We start from the raw sequence: 24,974 nt of genomic DNA, 5'->3' as shown, positions 1-24,974 counted from the left end.
GAATATTCGTATTGGTCATATTGACGACCGGAGTGATTGCCTTGTGGTGAGATCCGCTCACTCCTTGAAAGGTGAGATGGTGGCTGAACGAGAGTTGATAAGGCAGCTCTTTTAAGTAATGCGAGCCACATCATCACTATGACGAATGTCAGGGTTCCTAGATATGTGTGGTAAGCGCAAACAGGCTCGTGGGATTGCTGAGAAGATCGCTGGAGATGTCTTTTTAGTCAGGCGGTTAATCGTGATGGGGTCAGTATCGATACGTACTTGGTGTGAAGCCGCCGCCACTCTAGTGCTTCCAGTATCTTTGATAATCTATAGATAGGCATACGGGTTTACTGTGGGGATCAAAAGAGCACTCCGTTTTCCTGTTTAAAAGCTTTGATATACGTCTCGGGCTGGTTGCTTCTGTGTTTATGGTGCTTTGGTGCTATTTTCGGCTTCGTAACAAGGTCAAGAGTAAACTTGAGCATCCTGATATTGAGGCCTTCTAAACCATCACTGTATCGAGAGTGTTTCACGTGAAACAAAAAAAGCCGGCGATAGCCGGCTTTTAACTTAGAGCAGAATGATTAGCTACTCAGAACAGAAATATCGGCTACCTGTAAGAACAGTGCACGTAGACGAGCGAGTAAACTAATGCGGTTTGCGCGTACTTTTTCGTCGTCCGCCATCACCATGACATTATCGAAGAAATTATCGACGCTTGCCTGCAATGCTGCTAACTCCGTCAGAGCTTCATCGTATTTGCCGGCAGCAAACAGCGGTGCGACCACTGTTTCTTTTTGCGCCAATACATCAGCAAGCTCCTTTTCTGCCGCTTCTGATAGTAAAGATGGATCGAAGTCCGCTTGAGACTCCGTCGCATTTTTAGCCAGAATGTTAGACACCCGCTTGTTCGCAGCGGCCAAAGCATCGGACGCTGCTAGCTCTTTAAAGCTGTTCACTGCACGCACGCGCTGGTCGAAATCGAGTGGTCGTGTTGGGCGCACGGCGTTTACCGCAAGGTAGCTATCGATAGCGACGCCCTTGTCTTCATACCATGCGCGGAAGCGCTCCAGCATAAAGTCTGTAACTTGTGTAACAACCGTGTCTGCAGCAGGCAGGTCGCTGTGAAGGCTAGCCGCCTTTTCCACAAGCTCTTCAAGGTCGAGGCTAAGCTCTTTTTCAACCAAGATACGCAAGATACCCAACGCCGCGCGGCGCAATGCGAACGGGTCTTTGGATCCCGTTGGCGGTTGGTTGATACCGAAAAGGCCGGTCAATGTGTCGAGCCTATCAGCCAGCGCAACGGCGATACCAGCGTTGGTCTCAGGAAGGTCGTCACCTGCATATTTAGGCAAGTACTGCTCGTAAATCGCCTTCGCAACTTCGGCATCCTCACCATCTGCCAGTGCGTAGTGGTAACCCATCAAACCCTGTAGGTCAGTGAACTCATAAACCATATCGCTAAGCAGATCAGCTTTAGATAGCAAGCCAGCACGGCTCGCTTTAGCGTTATCTTGTTCTAGGGCTTCTGCAATAAAGCCAGCTAATGCGGAGATGCGAGCGGCTTTGTCGTACACGGTGCCCAGCTGGTTTTGGAATATGATGGTTTTTAGCTTCACTACGCGGGATTCAAGCGTGACTTTTTTGTCGGTCTCGAAGAAGAACTTCGCATCCGCTAAGCGCGGGCGAATAACCTTCTCGTTCCCTTCGATCACCTGTTGTGGATCGTTGGAAGCGATGTTCGCGATTGTGATGAAGAATGGCATCAAGTTGCCCTTTTCATCATTCACGTGGAAGTACTTTTGGTGCTCCTTCATCGACGAGATCAGGGCTTCAGCTGGTACTGCCAAGAAAGCTTCTTCGAAGCCGCCTGTCAGCGCAACAGGCCATTCGTTCAGTGCGGTCACTTCATCTAGCAGGTCGTCATCGATCTGGGCGATACCGCCAATGCGCTGCCCTTCTGATTCAACTTGGCTGCGGATCTGTTCACGTCGGGTCGCGAAGTCTGCAACAACTTTACCGATGTTTAATAGCTTCTCTTCGTACTCGGCAGGTGTTGTAATCTCGATTGCCGCGTTATGGTGGAAGCGATGGCCCTGTGTTGTGCGTCCTGCTGTTAAGCCAAGGATCTCACATTCGATCACCTGATCGCCCATCAGCATCATGACCCATTTAACGGGGCGCACGAACTCGGTACGTGTTGCACCCCAGCGCATACGCTTAGGGATAGGCAATTTGCTCAAGGCGTGTGTCACGATGTCAGGTAAGGCATCAGCAACAGGCTTAGCTGGCACCTCTTGGCGCATGCACATTTTGCCATCGATATCTTCTAGCTGCTCTACCGTTGCGCCACACTTCTTCGCGAAGCCTTCCAGTGCTTTGGTTGGGTTGCCATCCGCATCAAAGGCAATACGTGCTGGCGGGCCTTGCATCAAGAAAGTTGAGCTAGGCACTTGTTCTGCAAGATCTGAGATGCGAACAGCTAAACGGCGTGGTGATGCAAAAGAGTCAACACGCATGCTTTCTAGCGCTGCGGCTGAGTCTTTATCAAACAGGTTCTTGATGCCTAAGACGACTTCGTTCTCGAGAGCCTTAGACAGGCCTTTCAGGGCTTTGGGTGGTAGCTCTTCTGTGCCAAGTTCAAACAAAAAATCTTGTGTAGCCATTATTTGCTCTCCTCTTCACACGCGGCTAGCACCTCTTGGCGGCTTCCCTCTTCTGCAAGTGGGAAGCCCAGCGCGCGGCGTGATTCAAAGTATGCGGATGCAACATCACGAGCCAGTGTACGTACACGCAGGATGTAGCGCTGACGCTCGGTGACCGATATTGCATGGCGAGCATCGAGCATGTTGAACGTGTGTGATGCTTTCAGTACTTGCTCGTACGCAGGCAATGGTAGCGGCGTTTCTAGCGTAAGCAGTTTTTGACACTCAGCTTCATGGTGATCGAAGTTAGCAAACAGCTGAGGGACATCGGCGTGCTCGAAGTTGTACGTTGATTGCTCAACTTCATTCTGGTGGAACACATCGCCATAGGTCACAACGGTGCCATCCGGGTTCTTCGCCCAAATTAGGTCATAAACGCTGTCTACGTTTTGCAGATACATCGCAATACGCTCAAGACCGTAGGTGATTTCGCCGGTTACCGGATAGCACTCTAGACCGCCGGCCTGCTGGAAGTAAGTAAACTGTGTGACCTCCATGCCGTTTAGCCACACTTCCCAACCCAGACCCCATGCGCCAAGGGTGGGTGATTCCCAGTTGTCCTCTACGAAGCGTACATCGTGAACCGATAGGTCAAGCCCCATCGCCTCAAGGGAGCCTAAGTACAGCTCTTGGATGTTGTCCGGAGAAGGCTTTAACACTACTTGGAACTGATAGTAATGTTGTAAGCGGTTTGGGTTTTCGCCATAGCGGCCATCAGTAGGACGGCGGCTAGGTTGTACGTATGCGGAGCGCCATGTCTCTGGCCCGATAGCTCGTAGGAATGTAGCTGGGTGGAATGTTCCGGCCCCAACTTCCATGTCTAACGGTTGAACAATAACGCAGCCTTGTTCGGCCCAAAACGACTGTAGCGCCAGGATGAGTCCCTGGAAGGTGCTGACGTCTGGAGTTGTAGAGTTAGTCACGATAACCACCCATTTATCACGGAATAAAATAAGCGCTAAATTATACACGAATGGTGTTTGAATGCGCCTGATAGAGGCCCTTTGCGCCACGATAGCGGCAAAAAATCTGTTCCGGTGACACATCTTAGGCGTGCAGCTGGTGCCGTTAGTAAACCGTATTTACCTAAAGGCGTAATCTTCCCCTTTAAGAAATCGACTGCGTTGCATGGTAATATTTGCTCATTCTTAATTTTGGAGTGGTTATGAAGCAGCTCAAAGCTATTGTTGCCGTGCTCTTTTTGGGCTTGTTAGCCTTGTTGCCTTTGCGCTGGGCTCAGCGTTTGGGTGGTCGAATCGGGAAGTACTTTGCTGCCCGGCCAGAGAGCAGCTTAATGCGCGTAACTCGCACCAACATCGATATTGCATTTCCGGAACAGGAAGAAGCCGAGCGTGTGGCGTTGGCTGAGCTAAGTATGATCGAGACAGGTCGCTCATTCTCAGAGATGGGGATGGCGTGGCTGTGGTCCCCAGCGCGCTCGCTGAAGAAGGTAAAAGCCGTTCATCATGAGCACCTAATCGACGAAGCGCTAGCGCAGGAGCATGGTGTTATTTTGATCGCTCCGCATCTGGGTAATTGGGAAATACTGAATCTCTATCTATCGAAGCGTTACCCGTTTACAGCCATGTACCGCCCGCCGAAACTTAAGCTCTTAGATACGCTAATTAAACGTATGCGCGCACGCCTTGGTACGCGGATGGCGCCTGCGGATGCCTCCGGTGTGCGGATGGTTATGAGCGCGCTTAAACGTACCGAAATGGTGGGTATTCTACCTGATCAGGAGCCGGTGACTGGCGGTGAGTGGGCGCCCTTTTTTGGCCATCCTGCCTATACGATGAAGTTGTTGCCGCAGCTCGTGCGCAAAACCAAAGCGCGTGTCATCTGTGGATTTGCCGAGCGCCTTCCTGGTGGAGAGGGGTTTGAAATTCACTTTAAGGCGGCCGATGAACTGATCTATAGCGCGGATTTGAACGAGGCATTATTGGGGCTGAATCGATCAGTGGAGCAGTGTGTGAAAGCGTTGCCGGCTCAATATCAGTGGGAATATAAGCGCTTCAACCACCAACCTGATGGCGTTGTCAGCCCCTACAGTCGCTAGGGGCTCAACACCGACTTAGCGTTTCCAGAATGCGGGTGTAAAGAGCACCAGCAACGTAAACACCTCAAGACGCCCTAGCAGCATCGCAAAGCATAAGATCCACTTCGCCGTATCGTTCAAGCCACCATAATGGGCAGATACATCCCCAAGCCCCGGTCCTAAGTTATTGAGCGTTGCGCCGACCGCCGACCAAGCCGTTACTTGGTCGAGGCCGGTTCCTAGTAATGCGATCAGCATCACGACAAACACCAGCAGGTACACTGAGAAAAACCCCCAGACAGCCTGTAGTACGCGATCGGAGATGGGTTTGTTGCCCAGCTTCACAGGTATAACGGCATTAGGGTGTACAAGACGCTGGATCTCTCGATAGCCCTGTTTCAAGATCAACAGAATACGGATGACCTTCATGCCGCCCCCAGTTGAGCCTGCACAGCCGCCTGCGAACGCTGCGACAAATAGTAAGAAAGGTAGCATCACGGGCCAGTGGGCGAAGTCGGCAGTACCGAAACCGGTTGTAGTGGCGACGGATACCACCATAAACACCGCTTTACGCAGTGCTTCGACAGGTGGGTAAGTCGCTGTGATGACCAGCACAAATAGCGCGAACAGGATGGTGACAAACAAAATACCAAGGTAGAACTTCACTTCTGGGTCTTCGAAATAGTGGCGGAAGGTGCGCTGGCGCCAAGCAAAGAAATGTAATCCGAAGTTGATCGCAGAGACGGTCATAAAGAAGGTGCAAATCATCTCGATAGCTGGGCTATCGAAGTAGCCGATGCTGGCATCGTGTGTTGAGAATCCACCAATCGCAACCGTGGAGAAGCTATGCCCTATCGCATCAAATGGTGTCATCCCCGCGAGCCAATAACCGACTGCACAAGCGATTGTGAGAGACAGATAGATGTACCACAGTGCCTTTGCAGTTTCGGTGATGCGGGGTGTCAGCTTGCTATCTTTAACCGGGCCGGGTGTCTCAGCACGATAGAGCTGCATTCCCCCAATGCCGAGCATGGGCAGGATGGCAACTGCTAGCACGATAATCCCCATGCCGCCAAACCATTGCAGCTGTTGGCGGTAATAGAGAATGGATTCAGGCAGTGTGTCGATACCTGTCATCACAGTAGCGCCGGTGGTTGTAAGGCCCGACAGTGACTCAAACACCGCATCGACAATGGAGAGATGCGGGCTTTCGGACAGCACAAGGGGTATGGCTCCGAACAGGCCGAGTACGGTCCAAAACAAGACGGTAACAAGGAAGCCGTCCCGCGTTCGTAAATCCTCTCTTACGCGATACACCGGCAGCCAGATAAGAAAGCCTGTCGCAAGTGTGATAACAAAAGCAGCAACGAAGATAAAGCTATGGCCATCTTCATAGAACATCGAAACGCCCACCGGGGGTAGCATCGACAAGCTGAAGACCATCAGCAGGATACCGAGAATGCGAAGGATGACGCGATAGTGCATAGTTGCCTAGCCTTTTTTAAAACCTAGAAGAAGGTCAAACCTACTTGGAAGAGCCGTTCGACATCGCCGATGCGGCGCTTATCGACCAAGAAGAGAATCACGTGATCGCCATTCTCGACAACCACATCATCGTGGGCAATGAGTACTTCATCGTTCCGTACGATTGCGCCAATGGTTGTGCCTGGTGGTAGGTCGATATCCTCAAGCGCACGTCCTACGACTTTTGAGCTGCGTTTGTCACCATGTGCCACCGCTTCGAGCGCCTCTGCGGCCCCGCGGCGTAATGAGTGAACCGCCGCCACATCGCCACGACGCACGTGGGTTAATAGCGCGCCAATCGTCGTTTGTTGAGGTGAAATGGCGATATCGATCACGCCGCCTTGGACAAGATCGACGTATGCGGGGTTATTAATTAACGTCATCACGGTGCGTGCACCGAGGCGTTTGGCAAGCATCGAGGCCATGATATTGGCCTCGTCATCGTTGGTTAGCGCACAGAATACATCGGTATCTTCGATGTTCTCTTCGAGTAATAGATCTTTTGCTGAGGCACTACCGTGCAGCACAATTGTGTTGTTTAGCTGGCGGGCCAACTGATTGCAGCGGTTGATACTGCGCTCGATGATTTTAACTTGGAAGTCGTTCTCAATCTCACCGGCAAGGCGCGCGCCGATGTTACCGCCACCGGCAATAATAATGCGCTTATAGGGCTTATCAAGGCGGCGAAGTTCGCTCATCACTGCACGAATATCTTTGCGTGCGGCGATAAAGAACACCTCGTCATCGGCTTCAATAACCGTGTTGCCTTGGGGGATGATCGGTTTGCCTTGGCGGAAAATCGCTGCCACACGGGTGTCAACCGCGGGCATATGCGTACGCAAATAGGCGATCTCGCGGCCAACGAGAGGGCCGCCATAGTAAGCGCGCACCGCCACTAATTGGGCTTTACCCTCGGCGAAGTCTAGCACCTGCAAGGCACCTGGCTGTTGGATCAAGCGTTTTATGTGTTTTGTGACGAGTTGCTCAGGGCTGATCAGTACATTGATCGGCATCTCTTCACGAGCGAACAGCATGCGGTCACGTTGCAAATAGTCTTGCTCTCGCACGCGGGCAATTTTGGTGGGGATGTTATACATCGTCTGCCCTACTTGGCAGGCCACCATGTTGACCTCATCACTGTTGGTAACCGCGATGAGCATATCGGCATCCCGTGCACCGGCCTGTTCGAGGGCGCTGGGGTGGGATGCCTTGCCTTCAACGGTACGGATATCTAACCGGTCTTGTAATTCACGTAGACGGCTATGATCCGTATCCACAACGGTAATGTCGTTTGCTTCGCTTGCGAGGTTCTCTGCGAGCGTACCGCCCACCTGCCCTGCGCCGAGTATGATTATCTTCATCGGTTAACCAAGAACTGCTTTTTCCTTAACCAGCTTTGCGTAGTAGAAGCCATCGTGGCCGTTCTCTTGCGGGAAGAGTTGGCGGCCAAATGGTCTAGCAACACCCCAAGGTGCCTCGACTGGAATTTCAGATGCGTCGTCATGTTCAGTCACGAAGCGTTCGATAATGCGCTCGTTCTCTTGGGAGAAGATCGAACAGGTCGCATAAACCAGAGTGCCCCCAGGCTTCAGCATCGTCCAGAGATTCTCTAGGATGCGCATCTGTAACTTCGCCTGTGTATGAATATCTTCGCCCTGACGCAGCATTTTAATATCAGGGTTGCGGCGGATAACACCGGTTGCGCTGCAGGGTGCATCCAGCAAAATTTTGTCGTAGAGCGATCCATCCCACCAGTCCTGTTCGGCGGCATCGCCTACCTCGAGGGCGGCATCCAGTTTTAGCCGCGTTAGATTCTCAGTTATACGCGCTGCGCGTCGCTGATCTAACTCAAGGGCTTGAATAATAGCCTTCGGTTGATGTTCCAGTAGGTGGCATAGCTTCCCTCCGGGGGCAGCGCATGCATCGAGAATTCGCTCTTCGGGCTGTGGATCTATGAGCTGGCAAGATAGCTGTGCAGCTTCGTCTTGAACGCTAAAGAGACCCTCTGCAAACCCCGGAAGGTTGGTCACGGGTACCGCTTCAGTCAAATAGATGGCGACATCTGAAAACGCTCCCGGTAGTGCGTTGATGTTTTCCGACTCAAGCATCCCGATATATGTTTCACGTGAAACATGCTGAGTATTCACGCGTATGCACATTGGCGGTTGTAGGTTGTTTTGCGCCAGTATCGATTCCCAATGGTCAGGCCAGTTGTGTTTGAGTTTCCCGATAAACCACTCAGGGTGGTTGAACAGGAAGCTTGGCTGCGCTTCTAAGGCATCCAGCACATGCTCCTGTTCGCGGGTAAACCGGCGCAGTACGGCGTTCACTAGGCCCGAGGCACGGCGCAGGCCTAAATCATGTGCTGCATCCACGGTTTCGCTAATAGCCGCGTGATCTGGGATACGGGTTTCTGAAAGCTGATACAGGCCCACCATAATCAATGCCAGCACGTCTGGATCTAGTTTGCGAATGGGGCGATCAAGCAACGCGTCTGCCAGTGTATAGAGCTTTGGGAAGTTACGTGCGGTACCGTAGCAAAGCTGTTGCAAGAGTGCGCGCTCGGTATCTTCCACCTGCATTTGGGCATTAGCCATTAAGCTGCGTAGCGAGCCCTGATTGTTGATCAGAGAGGCAATGACCTCGGTTGCGACTAAACGAGTACTCATGCGCCCAGCACCGTACCGACAGCGAAGTCATCACGACGCGAGTTAAGCAGATCTCGCGCTGCTAGAACTTTGCCACCTGGCAGTTGTAAACGGGTTAAACCGATACAGCGCCCATCGCCACACGCAACAACAATCGCGTCTTTTTCAAGCTCGGTGATCGTGCCGGCGGGAGCTTCACTGCTGTGTGTGCTTGGTGTCGAACCATGGATACGCAGTGTGGCATCGCCTAGTTGTGTAAAAGCGATCGGCCACGGTGACAGGCCGCGGATCTGGCGGTCTACTTGCTCGGCTGGTTGTGACCAGTCGATATTACCTTCTTGCTTCTCGAGCTTATGTGCGTAAGTTGCCAGGCTATCGTCTTGCTTTTCGGGTGCGAGTTTTCCATTACATAACTGGGCCAATGTTGTGAGCATGGCTTGTGCGCCTATTGCAGCGAGTCGATCATGCAGTTGGCCGCTGGTTTCAGTGGTTGAAATCGGCGTGGTTACAGTATGTAACATGTCACCGGTATCCAGACCTTCGTCCATCTGCATGATAGTTACACCTGTTTCGGTGTCACCAGCGAGTAGTGAACGATGTATGGGGGCTGCGCCACGCCAGCGCGGTAAGATCGAGGCGTGTACATTCATGCAACCAAAGCGTGGTGCTTCCAGGACCTCTTTAGGGAGGATTAATCCGTAAGCAACCACGATCATAAGATCTGCATTGAGTGCAGCAAGCTCTGCCTGAGCTTCGCTGCTGCGCAAACTCTTTGGTTGATACACTGGAATATCATGTTGTTGGGCCAGCTCTTTCACTGGGCTGGCCTTTAGTTTTTTGCCGCGCCCTGCTGGTCGGTCTGGCTGGGTATATGCAGCGATGATGTTGTGCTCGGTATTGACCAGTGCGGCAAGTGTCGCTGCGGCAAAATCTGGCGTGCCTGCAAAAATGATATTCAGTGGTTGGTTGCTCATCATGGGCCCTAAAAACAAAACAGGCTTGCATGAGCAAACCTGTGGATGTTGTCGATGGAAAGGTGCAGTTACCCTACTCGTTCCTGTTTGTGCTTCTTCTCAAGCTTGCTACGAATGCGATTACGTTTCAGCGGTGAGATATAATCAACAAACAGCTTGCCTTCTAGGTGGTCGATTTCGTGTTGCACGCACACCGCTAGCAAACCTTCCGCCTCGAATGTACGTTCATCGCCATTTTCATCTTTGGCCGTGACGCGAATATGGTTCGGGCGTGTTACGTCTTCGTAATACCCTGGTACGGACAAGCAACCTTCCTGCATGCTTTCAAGTTCCTCTTCCAGCACTTCAAAGGTTGGGTTGATCAGAACAAGCGGCTCGTCGCCCTCTTCAGAGACATCGATCGTGATAATACGACGATGGATATTCACCTGCGTTGCAGCCAGTCCAATACCCGGCGCGTCGTACATGGTCTCGAACATGTCGGCGATGGTCTGCTTGAGTTCAGCGTCGAACACTTCAACAGGGGCGGCCACAGTGCGAAGACGTGGGTCGGGAAATTCAAGAATTGGTAATAACGCCATAGTTAAGTCACAGTTTCTTTAGAAAATTACAAAGATCGCCCTAGTTTAGGCGCAAAAGAGTATTCCTACTATTATACTGACTCTGGTGCAACGATGCATTTGTCGTTTAACATGCAGTGTTAGATATTGGCTTATAGATAAGCGGTGGCAAGGGAACTGGAGATGAAAAAACTGTTGGGAGTGTGTCTGGCGTCGTGGTTGACTGTTGTAACGCCGGCGATGGCTGAAGTAAGAGCAGATCAGCTTCAGCTGCGAGAGGGATATCCGCAAGAGTATGTCGTCGTCAAAGGCGATACGCTTTGGGACATATCTGGCCACTTTCTGCAGGAGCCTTGGCGCTGGCCGCAATTGTGGGATGTGAACCCGCAGATTGATAATCCACACCTGATCTATCCTGGTGATATTCTTTACCTGACGTGGGTAAACGGACAGCCTCGCTTGAGTAAGAGCCGCGATGACCGCCTGATGCCCCGCGCTCGTGTCTCCAAGATTGAGCGGGCGATCCCTGCTATTCCTCTTAAAGATATCTACGCATTCATGAACGAAAACGTTGTGCTGGATAGCGAGATGATGGAGGTAACGCCCTACATCTTAGGTGGTCGTGATAAACGTATCATTGCCGGAGCCGGTGACCGTGTATATGCGCGTGGCCAACTACGCAGTAATAGTGATGCTCAGAACATCTATAGACCTGCCAAAGAGTATCGTGACCCTGTGACGGATGAGTTGCTCGGCTATGAGCTGACAAAAGTAGCGGATGCAACCGTTACGGCGCGCAATGACGATGTATCAACACTGGACGTTGATAAGTCTCGTTATGAGATCCGTATCCTTGACCGCGTTCTCCCTACCCCGTCTAGCCGTTTGCAGTCGCATTTTTATCCTGATGCAGCACCGGCAGGTAAAAATGGCTTAATTATCTCGGTACCTAAGGGTGTGAATAACATTGGTCGTTTTGATGCTGTCACAATCAACCTAGGGAAGCGTGAGCAAGTGAAAGCCGGTGACGTCTTCAAGATTTTCACCCGTGGTGAAACCGTGGCTGACCCCGTGACTAACGAAGTCGTCCAACTACCGATGGAGGAAGCGGGCTCTCTGATGGTGTTTAAGGCCTATGAGAAAGTTAGCTATGGCCTAGTGATGACAGCTACAAATGTGTTGGCTGTTGGGGACATAATAAAATCACCTTTTGATAAGTAGCGAATTCTATGAGCGATCCAATGGACTGGATCGCTATCAGCTTGCTGCCGGGGGTCGGACCTGCGACTCTCAAAAAACTGCACGATGGCGGCTGGACGCCCCAGCGGTTACTCGCTTCTGATAGTGACCCCTCCTCTCCTAATCTGTCGACGGCGCAAACTGATGCGCTGAACCGCTATAACACGCGCCAGGGTGCGATTTACGATGAAGTGAAGCGCATTGAGCAATACCTTGAAAGTAGCGGTACCCAGCTAATCTTTGCCGGTGATGATGATTATCCAGCGCTGTTGCACAGTAGCCCACAGGCGCCAGTTTTTCTGTTTGTTAAAGGCAGTGTCGATGCGCTGCATCTGCCCTCAGTGGCGATTGTCGGTAGTCGCAAAGCGTCAGCGGCGGGTTTGCGTCATGCGTATCAATTTGGCAAAGCGCTGTGTGCCGGTGGTTTTGTTGTGAGTAGTGGGCTGGCACTGGGCATTGATGGTGCGGCGCATCAAGCGGCTGTGGATCTTAGCAAACCAACGGTTGCCGTGATGGGGACGGGGCCAAACCGCTGCTATCCGGCGCGCCACAAACGTTTGGCGCAAGATATCCTCGATAATGGCGGAGCGTTAGTCACGGAACTATTGCCCGACAAAGGGCCTCTAGCCGCGCACTTTCCGCGCCGTAATCGCATTATTACAGGCTTTGCTGCGGGAGTGCTTGTGGTTGAGGCGGCGATAAAGAGTGGTTCCCTGATTACCGCTCGACTGGCGCTTGAAGAGGGGCGGGAGGTTTTCGCGATTCCCGGTCCTATTGATGCGCCGGGCAGCCGTGGCTGCCACCAGCTTATCCGAGAAGGCGCCACGCTCACTGAGTCGGTGACAGATATTCTGGCTGAACTGCCTGCTATGCTTGCTAGCTATCAAGAACCGGACACCTTGGCAGAGGCCACCGTGTTACCCGAGGATGATCAGCAAGCGGCATTGCTCGAACAGATCGAATATGCGACCACCTACCTTGAGCAGCTTCAGATTGCGCTAGGGTGGGACGTTGGTCAGTTGCAGCAACATTTGATGCAGCTTGAATTAGCGGGCTGGGTGGAGGCTGCAGAAGGCGGCTATCGCCGCATTCGCTAAGTTGCATAAGCAGGTAGAAACCGGTAGCGTTCAGGCTTTATTTTAAGAGCGGTGCCCATGTCTGAATCAATTTACCAAGATGCTGCGCAAGCGCTGCGCAATGGCGAGGTGATTGCCTACCCTACGGAAGCCGTTTGGGGGGTGGGGTGTGATCCTTTTAATGAACAAGCCGTGCAAAAGTTACTGGATCTTAAAAGCCGTCCGGTTGAAAAAGGCGTGATTTTGGCAGCCGGCTCAATCGAGCAGGTGGCCTTTTTGCTTGATGAGTTGAGCACACAGCAGCGTGAAACCGTGCTTGCCACGTGGCCAGGCCCTTACACATGGATTTTGCCAGACCCTAAGAATCAAATTCCTCAATGGATAAAAGGCGATAATTCAGGTGTTGCAGTAAGAGTAAGTGCTCACTCTTCGGTGAAGTCGATCTGCCAAGCGTATGGCCACCCTATCGTTTCTACATCAGCAAACCCTGCCGGTGAGCAACCTGCCAGAACACAGGGTGAAGTGAGTCGTTACTTCGCCTCAACGTCCTTATTTATCGTGCCTGGTGAGCTTGGAGGGCAGCAAAAGCCAACCGAGATTCGTGATTTGACCTCGGGTGGTTTGGTTCGTGAGTCCTAAGTGACTTTTGCTGATAATTTTTAGTTAAACACGGAGTTTCTGTTATGTCCGCACCAAACGTTGATGCTGTAAAAGCGTATTTGCTGGATCTTCAAGATCGGATTTGCCATGCGTTAGAGCAGCTGGATGGCGAACAAACTTTTGTTGAAGATGCGTGGGAGCGCCCTCAAGGTGGCGGAGGCAGAACGCGTGTCATTAGCGATGGAGCCGTGTTTGAAAAAGGCGGTGTGAACTTTTCGCACGTGCATGGTGACTCGTTGCCTGCATCGGCAACCGCGCACCGCCCGGAGTTAGCTGGCCGCAGTTTTATCGCGATGGGTGTGTCACTAGTGATGCATCCAAAAAACCCATATGTGCCTACATCTCATGCGAATGTACGGTTCTTTTACGCTGAAAAGGAAGGCGCTGAGCCGGTATGGTGGTTTGGCGGCGGCTTTGACCTGACGCCCTACTACGGTAATCCAGATGACTGCCGCCATTGGCATCAAACCGCCAAGCAGGCGTGCGATCCCTTCGGTGAAGAGGTTTATCCGCGCTTTAAGCAGTGGTGTGATGACTATTTCTATCTCAAGCACCGTGATGAGCCTCGGGGTGTGGGTGGTCTCTTCTTTGATGATCTTAACGAATTGGGCTTTGAGCAGAGTTTTGCGTTTATGCGCTCGGTGGGTGATGCATATGTGCCAGCCTATGCCCCAATTGTTGAGCGCCGCAAAGATATGGCGTTTGGCGAGCGTCAGCGTGACTTCCAGCTGCATCGTCGTGGCCGCTACGTCGAGTTCAATCTGGTCTTCGACCGAGGCACGCTCTTTGGTTTGCAATCGGGCGGGCGTACGGAATCGATCCTAATGTCGTTGCCACCTGAGGTGCGCTGGAGCTATGACTGGCACCCCGAAGCCGGCTCGGAAGAGGCGCAGCTATACGATATCTACCTCAAGCCACAGAACTGGCTGGAGGACGCTTAATGGATCGCTACGCTGTCTTTGGGAACCCGATTGGGCATTCGAAATCGCCGTTGATCCATCAGATGTTTGCTCAGCAAACCGGTGAAACACTGAGCTATGAGGCGATCTGCGCGCCGCTAGATGGGTTTGCCGCTAGCGTTGCAACGTTTTTTTCGGCGGGCTTAGGTGCCAATGTCACGGTGCCATTTAAAGAGCAAGCGTGGGAATTAACGGTGCAGCGCAGTGAACGGGCTGAGATGGCCGGTGCGGTTAATACCTTACTGCTCAACGAGCATGGCGAGATCTGCGGTGATAACACGGATGGCGTCGGGCTCGTAACCGACCTTGTGTCGAATCACCATGTGCAATTGCAAGGAAAGCGAGTGCTTGTTCTGGGTGCCGGTGGCGCGGTGCGCGGTATTCTTGGGCCGCTGCTAGCGCAGCAGCCATTGCAGGTAGTGGTGGCAAACCGTACGGTGGAAAAAGCAGAAGCGCTAGCTACGCTTTTTGCTCAGCAAGGCGCGATCAGCGCTTGTGGGTTTGCGGATATTACCGGCGAGTTTGACGTGATTATTAATGGGACGGCGGCTAGCTTGCAGGGTGAAATGCCTCCGCTACCGGCAGGTCTCGTCGCGGCTCACACGGTGTGCTACGACATGATGTATAGCGCTGAACCTACCGTCTTTAACCAGTGGGCGCAGAGCCAAGGTGCGGCACGCCAGATTGATGGTTTAGGCATGTTGGTTGAGCAAGCGGCAGAGGCGTTTTTTGTCTGGCGTGGTAAACGTCCTGATACTGGGCCGGTATTGCAGCAATTGCGCGCCGATCTGTAGCGTTTTGTACTTTAAGTTATTGAATAATCAAGCGCATTAACAACAACTCGCCTTGCATCCGGCGCACGGGAGGGTTATATATTTTATAACCTCACGCGGCTCAGGACTCTGTCATGGATAACAACAAGGCACTTCCCGTTGATGCGCTTTATAAGGTCTGCGAGACCGACTCCCTCCCCTTCCACACAACGGAAACGTTGGAAAACTACAGCGGCTTTTTTGGCCAAGAGCGTGCGCTTGAAGCGATAGGCTTTGGCGTTGGAATGCGCCGCCCCGGCTACAATCTGTTTGTAATGGGCAACCCGCACACAGGGCGTTTCTCTTTTGCCATGGAGAACCTCAAAGGCGTGGCTAAGAAAGAGAAGAAACCCAGCGACTGGTGTTATCTCAATAATTTGACGGACTCTCGTTATCCGCTCGCCATTAAGCTCCAAGCTGGTAAGGCAGAACAGTTACGGCGCGATCATAAGCGGCTAATGGAGACGATAAAAACCGAGCTTCCTGCAGCATTTGAAAACCCCTCTTATCAGCGTAAGAAGAGCCGCATCGAGCGTGATTTCAACCGCCACTATGATCAAGCGATTGACGGCGTTGAAAAGCGTGCGCGCGAGCATAGCATCGCCCTCTACCGTGATGCGGGGGCAGTTGGTTTTACGCCGGTTGCAGATGGGCAAGCGATGGATGAGGCGGTGTTTTCCCAGTTGCCGGAGGAGATTCGCGATGCGTTCCAAAAAAATATCTCCGAGCTTGAGGACTTTCTCAATGAGTCGCTGACGGGTATGCCCCAGTGGCGCCGAGAAGCGGCAGAGCGGCTTAAAGTGCTGGATCGAGATACCGCGCGGCAAACCGCCTCTCCGCTGATTCAAGCGGTCAAAGAGAAGTACAAAAATGTTGCGGGCTTGCCTGAGTACTTCAACGAGCTTGAAAGTCATATCGTTAAAAACAGCGCTGAGCTGTTAGAGGATGAGAAGCTAAACCTTGCTGAAGCGTTTGGTGTGAACCTCTTTGTGGACAACAGCAAGACCAAAGGCGCGCCGGTGGTGTTCGAGGCACACCCAAGTTACGAGAACTTATTTGGCCGGGTAGAGTACAACAGTGATATGGGCGCGATGGTCACCAACTATCGGATGATTCGCCCAGGTGCGCTACACAAAGCCAATGGCGGTTATCTCGTTCTTGAAGCGGAAAAGCTTTTAGAGCAGCCGTTTGTTTACGGGGCGCTCAAACGTGCGTTGAAAGCGCATGAAGTTCGCATCGAGAACCCCATGAGCGAGTTTTCAGGCATCAGCACCATCACCTTAAGCCCTTCGCCGATTGCGTTGAGCGTTAAAGTGGTGCTGATTGGTGGCCGCAATACCTATTATCTGCTGCAAGAGCTTGATCAGGACTTTGAGAAGATGTTCCGCGTGGTGGTCGACTTCGATGAAGAGGTCGAGCGCTCCCCTGCTACTATTCGCTCCTATGCACGCTTAATGAAAACGCTTGCCAGCGAAGAGGGGTTAGCGCCTCTAACGCGGGGCGCGGTGGCGCGCCTCGTGGAGCAAAGCTCGCGTCTGGCGGGTGATCAAACCCAGCTATCGACTCATATCGGTGAGCTGGTGGACCTGCTTTGTGAGGCGGATTACAAGCGCATTCACGCCAATGATGAGCTGATCAACGCCAAGCATGTTGAGCTGGCGCTGGAGGCGAAAGAGAAACGCACGGGGCGTTTATCACAGAAGATCCTAGAGGGCATTCTGAACGAGACGGTGTTGATCGACACCGCTGGCGAAGCGGTGGGTAAATGCAACGGCTTAACGGTGCTACAGGTGGGTGATGTGGCGTTTGGTACACCCGCTCGTATTACCGCAACCGTGCACCCTGGGAGTAGCGGTATCGTTGATATCGAGCGTGAGGTGCAACTGGGACAATCGATTCACTCCAAGGGTGTGTTGATCCTCTCTGGCTTTTTAGGCCATCAATACGCGCAAACTTTCCCACTCACATTGGCGGCGAGTATCGCGCTGGAGCAATCTTACGGCTATGTGGATGGCGATAGCGCTTCATTGGCAGAGATCTGTACGTTGATCTCCGCACTCACCCATATCCCGATCCAGCAAAGTTATGCGATCACCGGTTCCATCAACCAGTATGGCGAAGTGCAGGCTATCGGCGGCGTAAACGAAAAGATCGAGGGCTTCTTTAAACTGTGCCAAACGCGCGGCTTAACGGGCCATCAGGGGGTCATCATCCCGCAAGCAAACGCGCGTAATCTGATGCTTAAAAAAGAGGTTGTCGAGGCGGTCGCTGCGGGTGATTTTAATATCTATGCCGTCGCAACGGTTGATGAGTGCCTAGAAGTGTTGATGCAGAAGAAAGCCGGTGTACGCAAGAAAGATGGCACCTTCCCACAGCGCAGTATCAATTATTCTGTCGTGAAAAGACTGCAAGAACTACACGAAACGGTACACGCAAGAAAATAAACCATAGTAAGGCGCAATCCACCGGTAAAACGCCTGTCGTTTTGCGCCACAAACTATAGAAATTGCGCCACTGGTGTAATTATTTGCGGAAATCTTTCGTTAAGTCGACTAAAGTATCATCTGCACTGGAATGGTGCAATTCTTAGTATTTTAGTCAGGTATTAAGCGCTATCAGATCGGCCATGTTGTTTCACCGCTTTTTTCCCAACTCCCACTATACTCAGAGTTGGAAATTGCTGTTTTTTAAGCCAGATAGCGCAGCTAAACCGATAGTCAAAACTCTAATGTCAAATGCGAAAAGCGGAGTACAGCCAGATGGACAGCGAGATAGCCGGTAAGAATAAGAATAAAGTGCTGAGCAAGCTAAGGGATACGTTTAAACGCCGCCTTGGTGAAGAACAAGCGGCGGGTGTTTCTGGGTTTGCCGATCTTTTATTATCCCTAGCACCAGAAGATGAGATAGCTCAGCGCCCAGTTGAAGCGTTATATGGCGCGACCCTCTCTACATGGACCTTTATTCAACAATTTGCCTGTCAGCAGTCCAAAATTCAGGTATTTAACCCCGATCTCGAGCAGCATGGTTGGCATAGTAACCATACCGTGATTCAGATCTTGTCGGTGGACTCCCCTTTCATTGTTGACTCTGTACGTATGGAGCTGAACCGCCAAGGTATCGGTATCCATGTGATCCATAATGTTGTGATCAAAGCTGAGCGTGATGGTGAAAACCTGACCTCGCTGCAAAGCGAAGCGGGATCGCCTGAATCCATTGTGTATCTGGAAGTGGACCGTCATACGGAAGCCGACTTACTGAAGCGCCTGCATGGTGAACTAACGGCTGCAATGAATGCAGTGTCTGTCTCAGTGCGCGACTTCCCGGCAATGAAAACGCGCGCAGGTGCGTGTGCTGACTATCTCAACGAGATAGGTCACCCTGAGTACAGCTCCTTTGTTACTTGGTTGATGGATGATCATTTCACCTTCTTGGCTAGCGATGAGGTCACTTTCGCTGATGGTGAAGTTACCGTTGTTGGCGAGAGCGAACTAGGCCAGCTGACTGCCAGTGGCTTGATCAATCTCACTGAGTTCACACCGGTATGTGATGCGTTGACCATCACACGCCACAACGAGCGCTCCCGAGTGCACCGTTTAGCATACTTAAACCTGATTGTGGTTGGCCGCTTTAATGATGCGGGCGAGTGTGTTGGTGCCACGCGCTTCCTAGGTTTGTATACGTCGCCCGTTTATACCGAGCGCCCACAGCGTATCCCACTGATTCGCAGCAAAGTTGAGCGCGTACTGGCCCGCTCTGGCTTTGATCGCCACGGCCATGCGGGTAAATCGCTAACGCAGGTTCTTAACGATCTGCCTCGCGATGAGCTGCTGCTTGCCACAGACGATGAGCTGTACGGTATGGCGATGAAGGTGTTCTACCTGCAAGAACGCCGCCGTGCATGTTTAGTGGTGCGTGAGGATAAGAGCGGCCAGTTCTATACCTGCCTCTACTACGTTCCGCGTGACCTGTTTACAACCGCACTACGTTTAAACGTACAGCACCTGTTAGGTGATGTGTTTAACGCAGAAGATATCGAGTTTACCAACTGGTTTAGCGAGTCGGTGATGGCCCGTACGCACTTTGTTGTGCGTGTAAAACCAGGCCAAGAAGCACCTGATCTTGAGCAGGTTGAAGCGGATGTACAGGAGCTGTCGCGCTCTTGGAATGATGACTTATCGGCTGCCTTGATCGAAGGCTACGGTGAAGAGCTCGGTACGATCCGTGGCAACCACTACCGTGAAGCCTTCCCTGCTGCGTACCGCGAGCACTTTACCGCGCTGCATGCGGTGCATGACATCGGCAAGATGGAAGCGCTAGCAGACTCCCCGTTAACCATGAGCTTCTACCGCTTGCTTGAACAGAGCCAAACGGTCCTGCGCTTTAAACTCTTTACGGCGGAAGTGCCACTGGTGCTGTCGGACGTCATTCCTGTGCTTGAGAACCTTGGCTTGCGTGTGGTTGGTGAGCACCCTTATACGATTCGTCGCACGGATGGTTCGGTGTTCTGGATTCATGACTTCTCGCTCTCCCATGCCGGTGCTGGTGATGAGCCGCTTGATCTGGATGAAGTGAAAGAGATCTTCCAGCAAGCGTTCGCCAAAATTTGGTCTAACGAAGCTGATAACGATGAGTTCAACCGCCTCGTGCTGAGTGCAGGGCTTAGCTGGCGCGAAGTGGTTATGCTGCGTGCATACGCGCGTTACAACCAGCAGTTGCGCTTTGGCTTTAGTCAGGCCTACATTGCCGAGACGCTTGCACGCCATGTACAGGTAACGCGTTTGCTGGTGGCGCTGTTCCGGGCGCGTTTTGAGCCTGGTCGCCAAGGGCGTACCAAGCTGCAAGCGGTTATGGATCGAATCGAGAGCTCGATTCTCGATGCGCTCGATAAAGTGGATAATCTCAACGAAGATAAAATTATTCGCCGTTATCTGGAGCTGATGAAAGCTACGCTGCGCACAAACTTCTTCCAAGTGAATAGTGCAGGCGAGCCGAAGTCTTATGTTTCTTTCAAGCTGAATCCACACGCGATTGCAGAGATTCCGCGCCCGCGCCCTATGTTCGAAATTTTTGTGTACTCCTCTCGTATCGAAGGTGTGCACCTACGTGGCGGCAAAGTGGCTCGTGGTGGTCTGCGCTGGTCTGACCGACTCGAAGATTACCGCACCGAAGTGCTGGGCTTGGTAAAAGCGCAGCAGGTGAAGAACGCCGTTATCGTGCCAGTTGGCGCAAAAGGTGGCTTCGTTGCGAAATGCCTGCCAACTGAAGGTGGTCGAGATGCCTTTATGGCGGAAGGTATTGCAAGCTACAAAACCTTTATCCGCGGTCTACTGGATCTGGCTGATAATCTGCAAGGTGGCGAAGTCGTGCCGCCAGAAAACGTTGTGCGCCATGATGAAGACGATCCATACATGGTGGTGGCAGCGGATAAGGGCACGGCAACGTTCTCTGATATCGCTAACGAAATTGCTGATGAATACGGCTTCTGGCTGGGGGATGCGTTTGCCTCTGGTGGTTCGCAAGGCTACGACCACAAAGGTATGGGTATTACCGCACGTGGTGCTTGGGAGTCGGTGAAACTGCACTTCCGCGAAATGGGCATCAACACCCAAGCTGATCCATTTACCGTGGTGGGTGTGGGCGATATGGCCGGTGACGTATTCGGTAACGGTATGTTGTTATCGGATAAGATTCGTCTGGTCGCAGCCTTCAACCATATGCATATCTTTATCGACCCAACACCAGATGAGGCGAAGAGCTTTGTCGAACGTCAACGCATGTTCGAGCTGCCACGCTCAACATGGGAAGACTACGATAAGTCGCTGATCTCTGCCGGTGGTGGTGTCTTCTCACGGGCTGCGAAGTCGATTGATATCACACCAGAGATGAAAAAAGCGTTTGATATCAAAGCCGATAAACTATCGCCAAACGAGCTGATCACTGCGTTGTTGAAAGCGCCAGTGGATCTGTTCTGGAACGGTGGTATCGGTACTTACGTGAAAGCCAGTCACGAAAGCCATGCGGACGTGGGCGATAAAGCGACCGACGCGCTGCGTATTAATGGTAGCGAGCTGCGCTGTAAAGTCGTTGGCGAGGGCGGTAACTTGGGTCTGACTCAGCTCGGACGGATCGAGTACAGCCAGCACGGCGGCAAATGTAATACCGACTTTATCGATAATGCCGGTGGTGTGGACTGCTCCGACCATGAGGTCAACATCAAAATTCTGCTCAACGAGCGCGTAGCTGAAGGTGACCTAACCGTTAAGCAGCGTAACGTCTTACTGCGCGATATGACGGACACCGTTGCAGAGCAAGTACTCAAGAGCAACGACCGCCAAGCCCGCGCCCTGAGCTTGGCCCATGAGCACGCGAAGAAGTCTCAGGACGAATATGTGCGCCTGATGAACCGCCTTGAAGATGAAGGCCGTTTGGATCGTGCGCTTGAATTCTTGCCTGAAGATGATGCTCTGCAAGAGCGTTTACAACGTGGCCAGAGCCTGACGCGTCCTGAGTTATCTGTCTTGATCTCCTACACCAAGGCGGAGCTGAAAGAGGTGTTGACGCACGCTTGGATCACTGATGATCCGTATGTACGCAAAGAGATCGCCGAGGCCTTCCCTGAGCAACTTGTGGAGCGTTTCCCTGCCGCGGTTGAAGATCACCAGCTCAAGCGTGAGATTATCGCGACGCAGGTTGCTAACGCGATGGTCAACCACATGGGGATCACTTTCACAAACCGTATGATGGAGACTGCGGGCCAGTCAGCGGATCAGGTTGCGGTGGCATATCTGGTGGCACGTGATGTGTTCCAGCTGCGTGAAATCTGGGCTGAAATTGAAGCGCTAGACAACATCGTACCGGCTGAGCAGCAAAATCGTATGCTGGTGGATCTACTGCGCTTGATGCGCCGTGCGAGCTACTGGTTCCTGCGCAACGTATGCAGCCGTGGCTGCTTCTCGGTGCAAGAGGTGATCGATCGCTTTAAGCCTGCGGTAACGCAGATTCGCGAATCTATCTCTGATCTGCTAACAGGCGAGATCAAAACGGCATGGCTGGGCCAGCAGCAGAGCCTGATCGATGAGGGCATCCCAGCTGAGCTTGCTTCGCGTATCGCGTGTGCTGAGCGTCTCTACGCTGCGCTAGCGATCAGTGAAGTTGCGATGGAACAAGAGGAGTCACTGATTCAGACAGCTGAAGTGTTCTTCGTGTTGGGTGAGCGCTTGCAGTTGGATTGGGTGAGTGAGCAGATCCGTGCGATTGAGCCAGAGAACCACTGGCAGCTACTGGCTCGTGAAGGGTTTAACGAAGACCTTAATAACCAGCAGCAGGCGCTAACGCGTTCGGTGTTGGCCTCACAAAGCGAGCAGAGCGGTCTGGCACGCGCCGAGGAGTGGTTAGGCCAGAAGGAAGCGGGTCTCAAGCGTTGGGAGAGTATGTTGACCGAGTTGCGCTCTGCAACCGCCTCCGACAGCGCGACCTTTACCGTGGTTATGCGTGAGCTGAACGAGCTTTCGAAATCGCTGTAAGTTGCCCTTTAGTATGCAAAAGGCGCTCTAATTAGAGCGCCTTTTTTGTATCTTTTTCACCGGTGCAGCGCGCAGTTGTGTGCCGCATATGTAAGCTTACAGGTCGTCGAACATATTGCGTAAGCTATTCAGTGTTGCGCGGCCACGTGCTTGATTCACCCGCTCGTTTTTCTCGCCGTGGCCTTCCGTTTCTAGATCCTCTGGGGGAAGCTCGTCTAAGAAGCGGCTCGCGGTGCAGTCGATCAGTTCTCCAAACTGCTTACGTTGGCGCGCGAGCGTCATGGTAAGGGTTTTCTTGGCTCGCGTAATACCTACGTACGCGAGACGGCGCTCCTCCTCAATATCGCCGTTCTCGATGCTGTTGCGGTGCGGCAGTAGCTCCTCCTCCATGCCCATGAGGTAGACATGGGGAAACTCCAGTCCTTTCGAGGCATGTAGGGTCATGAGTTGCACGCGGTTGGAGTCGTCCTCCTCCTCTTGGCGATCCATGAGATCGAGCAAAATTAAGCGAGCAATCGCTTCCTCAATACCCGCTTCTGGATCATCCTCTTGCAGACGTTCTAAGGTGTTACGTAATGAGTCGACCAAGAAATAGACGTTCTGCATACGCTTCTCCGCCACCGACTCGCTGGAAGCGTTTTGGAACAGCCACCCTTCATAGTCGATATCTTGGATCAGCTCTTTGATCGCCTGAATCGGATCATCTTCGTAGCATTGGCGATATTTTTGGTGCAGCCAATGGGTGAAGCGGCGTAGCTTTTCAACGGCACTCTTCGAAAGATGTTGCTCAAGCCCCATCTCTTCACAGGCGTCGAATAAGCTCACATCGCGCTCTGATGCGTATTCCCCCAGCTTTTGCAGCGTGGTGGGGCCTATCTCCCGCCTTGGCAGGTTGATGATGCGCAGGAATGCGTTGTCATCGTCCCGGTTGACTAACACTTTGAGGTAACCCATGAGGTCTTTTATCTCGGCGCGCGAGAAGAACGATGTGCCCCCGGAGAGTTTATAGGGCACTTGATACGACTGCAGTTTAACCTCTAGCAAGCGGGCCTGATGGTTGCCGCGATAGAGCACTGCAAAGTCTTTAAATGGGATATTGTTGCGCAGGTGCAGATCGAGGATTTCGGTGGCAACCCGCTCACACTCAGCATCTTCATTTCGGGTATGGACAACCCGTAGCGCATCGCCAAGGCCCATCTCACTCCAGAGCGTTTTATCAAACACGTGTGGGTTGTTTGCGATCAGGGTATTAGCAGCTTTAAGGATCCGGCTGGTGGAGCGGTAATTTTGCTCTAGCTTGACCACCTTGAGGCTAGGAAAATCGACCTGCAGCTGCTCAAGGTTCTCTGGTCGGGCGCCACGCCACGCGTAGATCGACTGGTCATCATCCCCTACTACGGTGAGTGCGCCGCGGTGCCCAACGAGTTGGCGCACCAGCTTGTATTGGCTGAGGTTGGTGTCTTGATATTCGTCCACCAGTAGATAGCGAATGCGGCGCTGCCAGCGCTCTAACACGTCTGGATGATCCTCAAAAAGGCGTACCGGCGTCCAGATGAGATCATCAAAGTCGACCGCGTTGTAAGCCTTGAGGTGAGTGTTATACGCCTCGTAGGCACGTGCGGCGAGGATCTCTTGCGGGCCTACGGCACTGGCCTCTGCTTGAGCGGGCAACATCATCTCGTTTTTCCAGTTAGAGATCATGTTGCGCACGTAATCGACATGCTCGCTATCTTCGTCATTGTGCAGCAAAAGGTCTTTGATGAGGGTGCGGCTGTCCTGATCGTCGAAGATCGAAAACCCCGCCTTGAGCCCGAGTTGCTTATGCTCGCGGCGAATAATGTTCATACCAAGGTTATGGAATGTGGAGACAGTTAAACCCTTGGTTTTACCGGGTAGTAGCTGTGTAACACGCTCTTTCATCTCCCGGGCCGCTTTATTTGTAAAGGTAACGGCGGCGATATGGCGCGCTTCTATGCCGCAGGTTTCCACTAAGTACGCGATCTTGCGTGTGATAACACTGGTTTTACCTGAACCTGCTCCGGCAAGGACGAGGAGTGGGCCACTGATGTAGTGTACCGCTTCGCGTTGGCGTGGGTTAAGTTTGCTCATTAAGGTATATCACCAAGTTGTTGAAATAGGTGGAAAATCAGATACAAAAAAGTTCACGAAGAGCTGGTAAAACTGTCGCTGTTTCATGTTACAGTGGAACAAATTACATGGAGCGGCCCATTATATTACAGATCAACTCGGCATGGTGGCGAGGGTTGG

17 protein-coding genes are annotated in these 24,974 nt (G+C 52.4%); 8 read left to right on the top strand and 9 right to left on the bottom strand.

The window, feature by feature from the left end:
- Window positions 1–111: 111 nt before the first annotated feature.
- The 3 genes from EOE65_RS18020 to glyQ form a co-directional block, all read right to left on the bottom strand.
- Window positions 112–288, bottom strand: coding sequence for a hypothetical protein (locus tag EOE65_RS18020; protein WP_164847038.1), 177 nt, complete (start codon window positions 286–288; stop codon window positions 112–114).
- Between the two features lie 284 nt (window positions 289–572).
- A complete protein-coding gene (gene glyS, locus EOE65_RS07020) occupies window positions 573–2,654 on the bottom strand; it encodes a glycine--tRNA ligase subunit beta (protein ID WP_127693582.1) in 2,082 nt (693 codons plus the stop codon).
- Window positions 2,654–3,616, bottom strand: coding sequence for a glycine--tRNA ligase subunit alpha (glyQ, locus tag EOE65_RS07015; protein WP_420846523.1), 963 nt, complete (start codon window positions 3,614–3,616; stop codon window positions 2,654–2,656). The genes glyS and glyQ overlap by 1 nt, the downstream gene beginning before the upstream one ends.
- Before the next feature lie 242 nt (window positions 3,617–3,858).
- Here glyQ and EOE65_RS07010 point away from each other — a divergent pair, with 242 nt between their 5' ends.
- Complete coding sequence (locus EOE65_RS07010) at window positions 3,859–4,752, top strand: lysophospholipid acyltransferase family protein (RefSeq protein ID WP_127693580.1); 894 nt, start codon at window positions 3,859–3,861, stop codon at window positions 4,750–4,752.
- 15 nt (window positions 4,753–4,767) lie between these two features.
- Here EOE65_RS07010 and EOE65_RS07005 read toward each other — a convergent pair whose 3' ends face one another.
- The 5 genes from EOE65_RS07005 to def form a co-directional block, all read right to left on the bottom strand.
- Window positions 4,768–6,216, bottom strand: coding sequence for a TrkH family potassium uptake protein (locus tag EOE65_RS07005; protein WP_127693579.1), 1,449 nt, complete (start codon window positions 6,214–6,216; stop codon window positions 4,768–4,770).
- Between the two features lie 23 nt (window positions 6,217–6,239).
- Complete coding sequence (trkA, locus tag EOE65_RS07000) at window positions 6,240–7,616, bottom strand: Trk system potassium transporter TrkA (RefSeq protein WP_127693578.1); 1,377 nt, start codon at window positions 7,614–7,616, stop codon at window positions 6,240–6,242.
- Between the two features lie 3 nt (window positions 7,617–7,619).
- Window positions 7,620–8,924, bottom strand: coding sequence for a 16S rRNA (cytosine(967)-C(5))-methyltransferase RsmB (gene rsmB, locus EOE65_RS06995; RefSeq protein WP_127693577.1), 1,305 nt, complete (start codon window positions 8,922–8,924; stop codon window positions 7,620–7,622).
- Window positions 8,921–9,877, bottom strand: a complete 957-nt coding sequence (fmt, locus tag EOE65_RS06990) for a methionyl-tRNA formyltransferase (RefSeq protein ID WP_127693576.1) — start codon at window positions 9,875–9,877, stop codon at window positions 8,921–8,923. Before fmt ends, rsmB begins: the two co-directional genes overlap by 4 nt.
- Window positions 9,878–9,945: 68 nt before the next feature.
- On the bottom strand, window positions 9,946–10,458 hold the full coding sequence (gene def / locus EOE65_RS06985) for a peptide deformylase (RefSeq protein ID WP_127693575.1): 513 nt from the start codon (window positions 10,456–10,458) through the stop codon (window positions 9,946–9,948).
- A gap of 162 nt (window positions 10,459–10,620) precedes the next feature.
- Here def and EOE65_RS06980 point away from each other — a divergent pair, with 162 nt between their 5' ends.
- From EOE65_RS06980 to EOE65_RS06950, 7 genes are all read left to right on the top strand, one after another.
- The gene (locus EOE65_RS06980) at window positions 10,621–11,658 is read left to right on the top strand and encodes a LysM peptidoglycan-binding domain-containing protein (RefSeq protein ID WP_127693574.1); all 1,038 of its coding nucleotides are present in this window, start codon (window positions 10,621–10,623) and stop codon (window positions 11,656–11,658) included.
- A gap of 8 nt (window positions 11,659–11,666) precedes the next feature.
- A complete protein-coding gene (dprA, locus tag EOE65_RS06975) occupies window positions 11,667–12,773 on the top strand; it encodes a DNA-processing protein DprA (protein WP_127693573.1) in 1,107 nt (368 codons plus the stop codon).
- Between the two features lie 57 nt (window positions 12,774–12,830).
- Window positions 12,831–13,391: an L-threonylcarbamoyladenylate synthase type 1 TsaC gene (tsaC, locus tag EOE65_RS06970; protein WP_127693572.1), complete on the top strand. Its 561-nt coding sequence runs from the start codon at window positions 12,831–12,833 to the stop codon at window positions 13,389–13,391.
- 44 nt (window positions 13,392–13,435) lie between these two features.
- A complete protein-coding gene (hemF, locus tag EOE65_RS06965; RefSeq protein ID WP_127693571.1) occupies window positions 13,436–14,353 on the top strand; it encodes an oxygen-dependent coproporphyrinogen oxidase in 918 nt (305 codons plus the stop codon).
- The gene (gene aroE, locus EOE65_RS06960) at window positions 14,353–15,165 is read left to right on the top strand and encodes a shikimate dehydrogenase (RefSeq protein ID WP_127693570.1); all 813 of its coding nucleotides are present in this window, start codon (window positions 14,353–14,355) and stop codon (window positions 15,163–15,165) included. The genes hemF and aroE overlap by 1 nt, the downstream gene beginning before the upstream one ends.
- A 113-nt stretch (window positions 15,166–15,278) precedes the next feature.
- Entirely contained in the window at window positions 15,279–17,627 is a 2,349-nt protein-coding gene (locus tag EOE65_RS06955; RefSeq protein ID WP_127693569.1) for a Lon protease family protein, read from the top strand.
- A gap of 315 nt (window positions 17,628–17,942) precedes the next feature.
- Entirely contained in the window at window positions 17,943–22,706 is a 4,764-nt protein-coding gene (locus EOE65_RS06950) for an NAD-glutamate dehydrogenase (protein ID WP_127693568.1), read from the top strand.
- A gap of 96 nt (window positions 22,707–22,802) precedes the next feature.
- Here the strand turns inward: EOE65_RS06950 and rep are convergent, their stop codons facing one another.
- On the bottom strand, window positions 22,803–24,815 hold the full coding sequence (rep, locus tag EOE65_RS06945; RefSeq protein WP_127693567.1) for a DNA helicase Rep: 2,013 nt from the start codon (window positions 24,813–24,815) through the stop codon (window positions 22,803–22,805).
- Between the last annotated feature and the right edge of the window lie 159 nt (window positions 24,816–24,974).

The sequence above is a fragment of the Neptunomonas marina genome (assembly GCF_004005935.1).
Lineage (GTDB): Bacteria > Pseudomonadota > Gammaproteobacteria > Pseudomonadales > Balneatricaceae > Neptunomonas > Neptunomonas marina.
The sequence above is the reverse complement of the archived record's forward strand: the minus strand, read 5'-3'. Positions and strand labels throughout refer to the sequence as shown.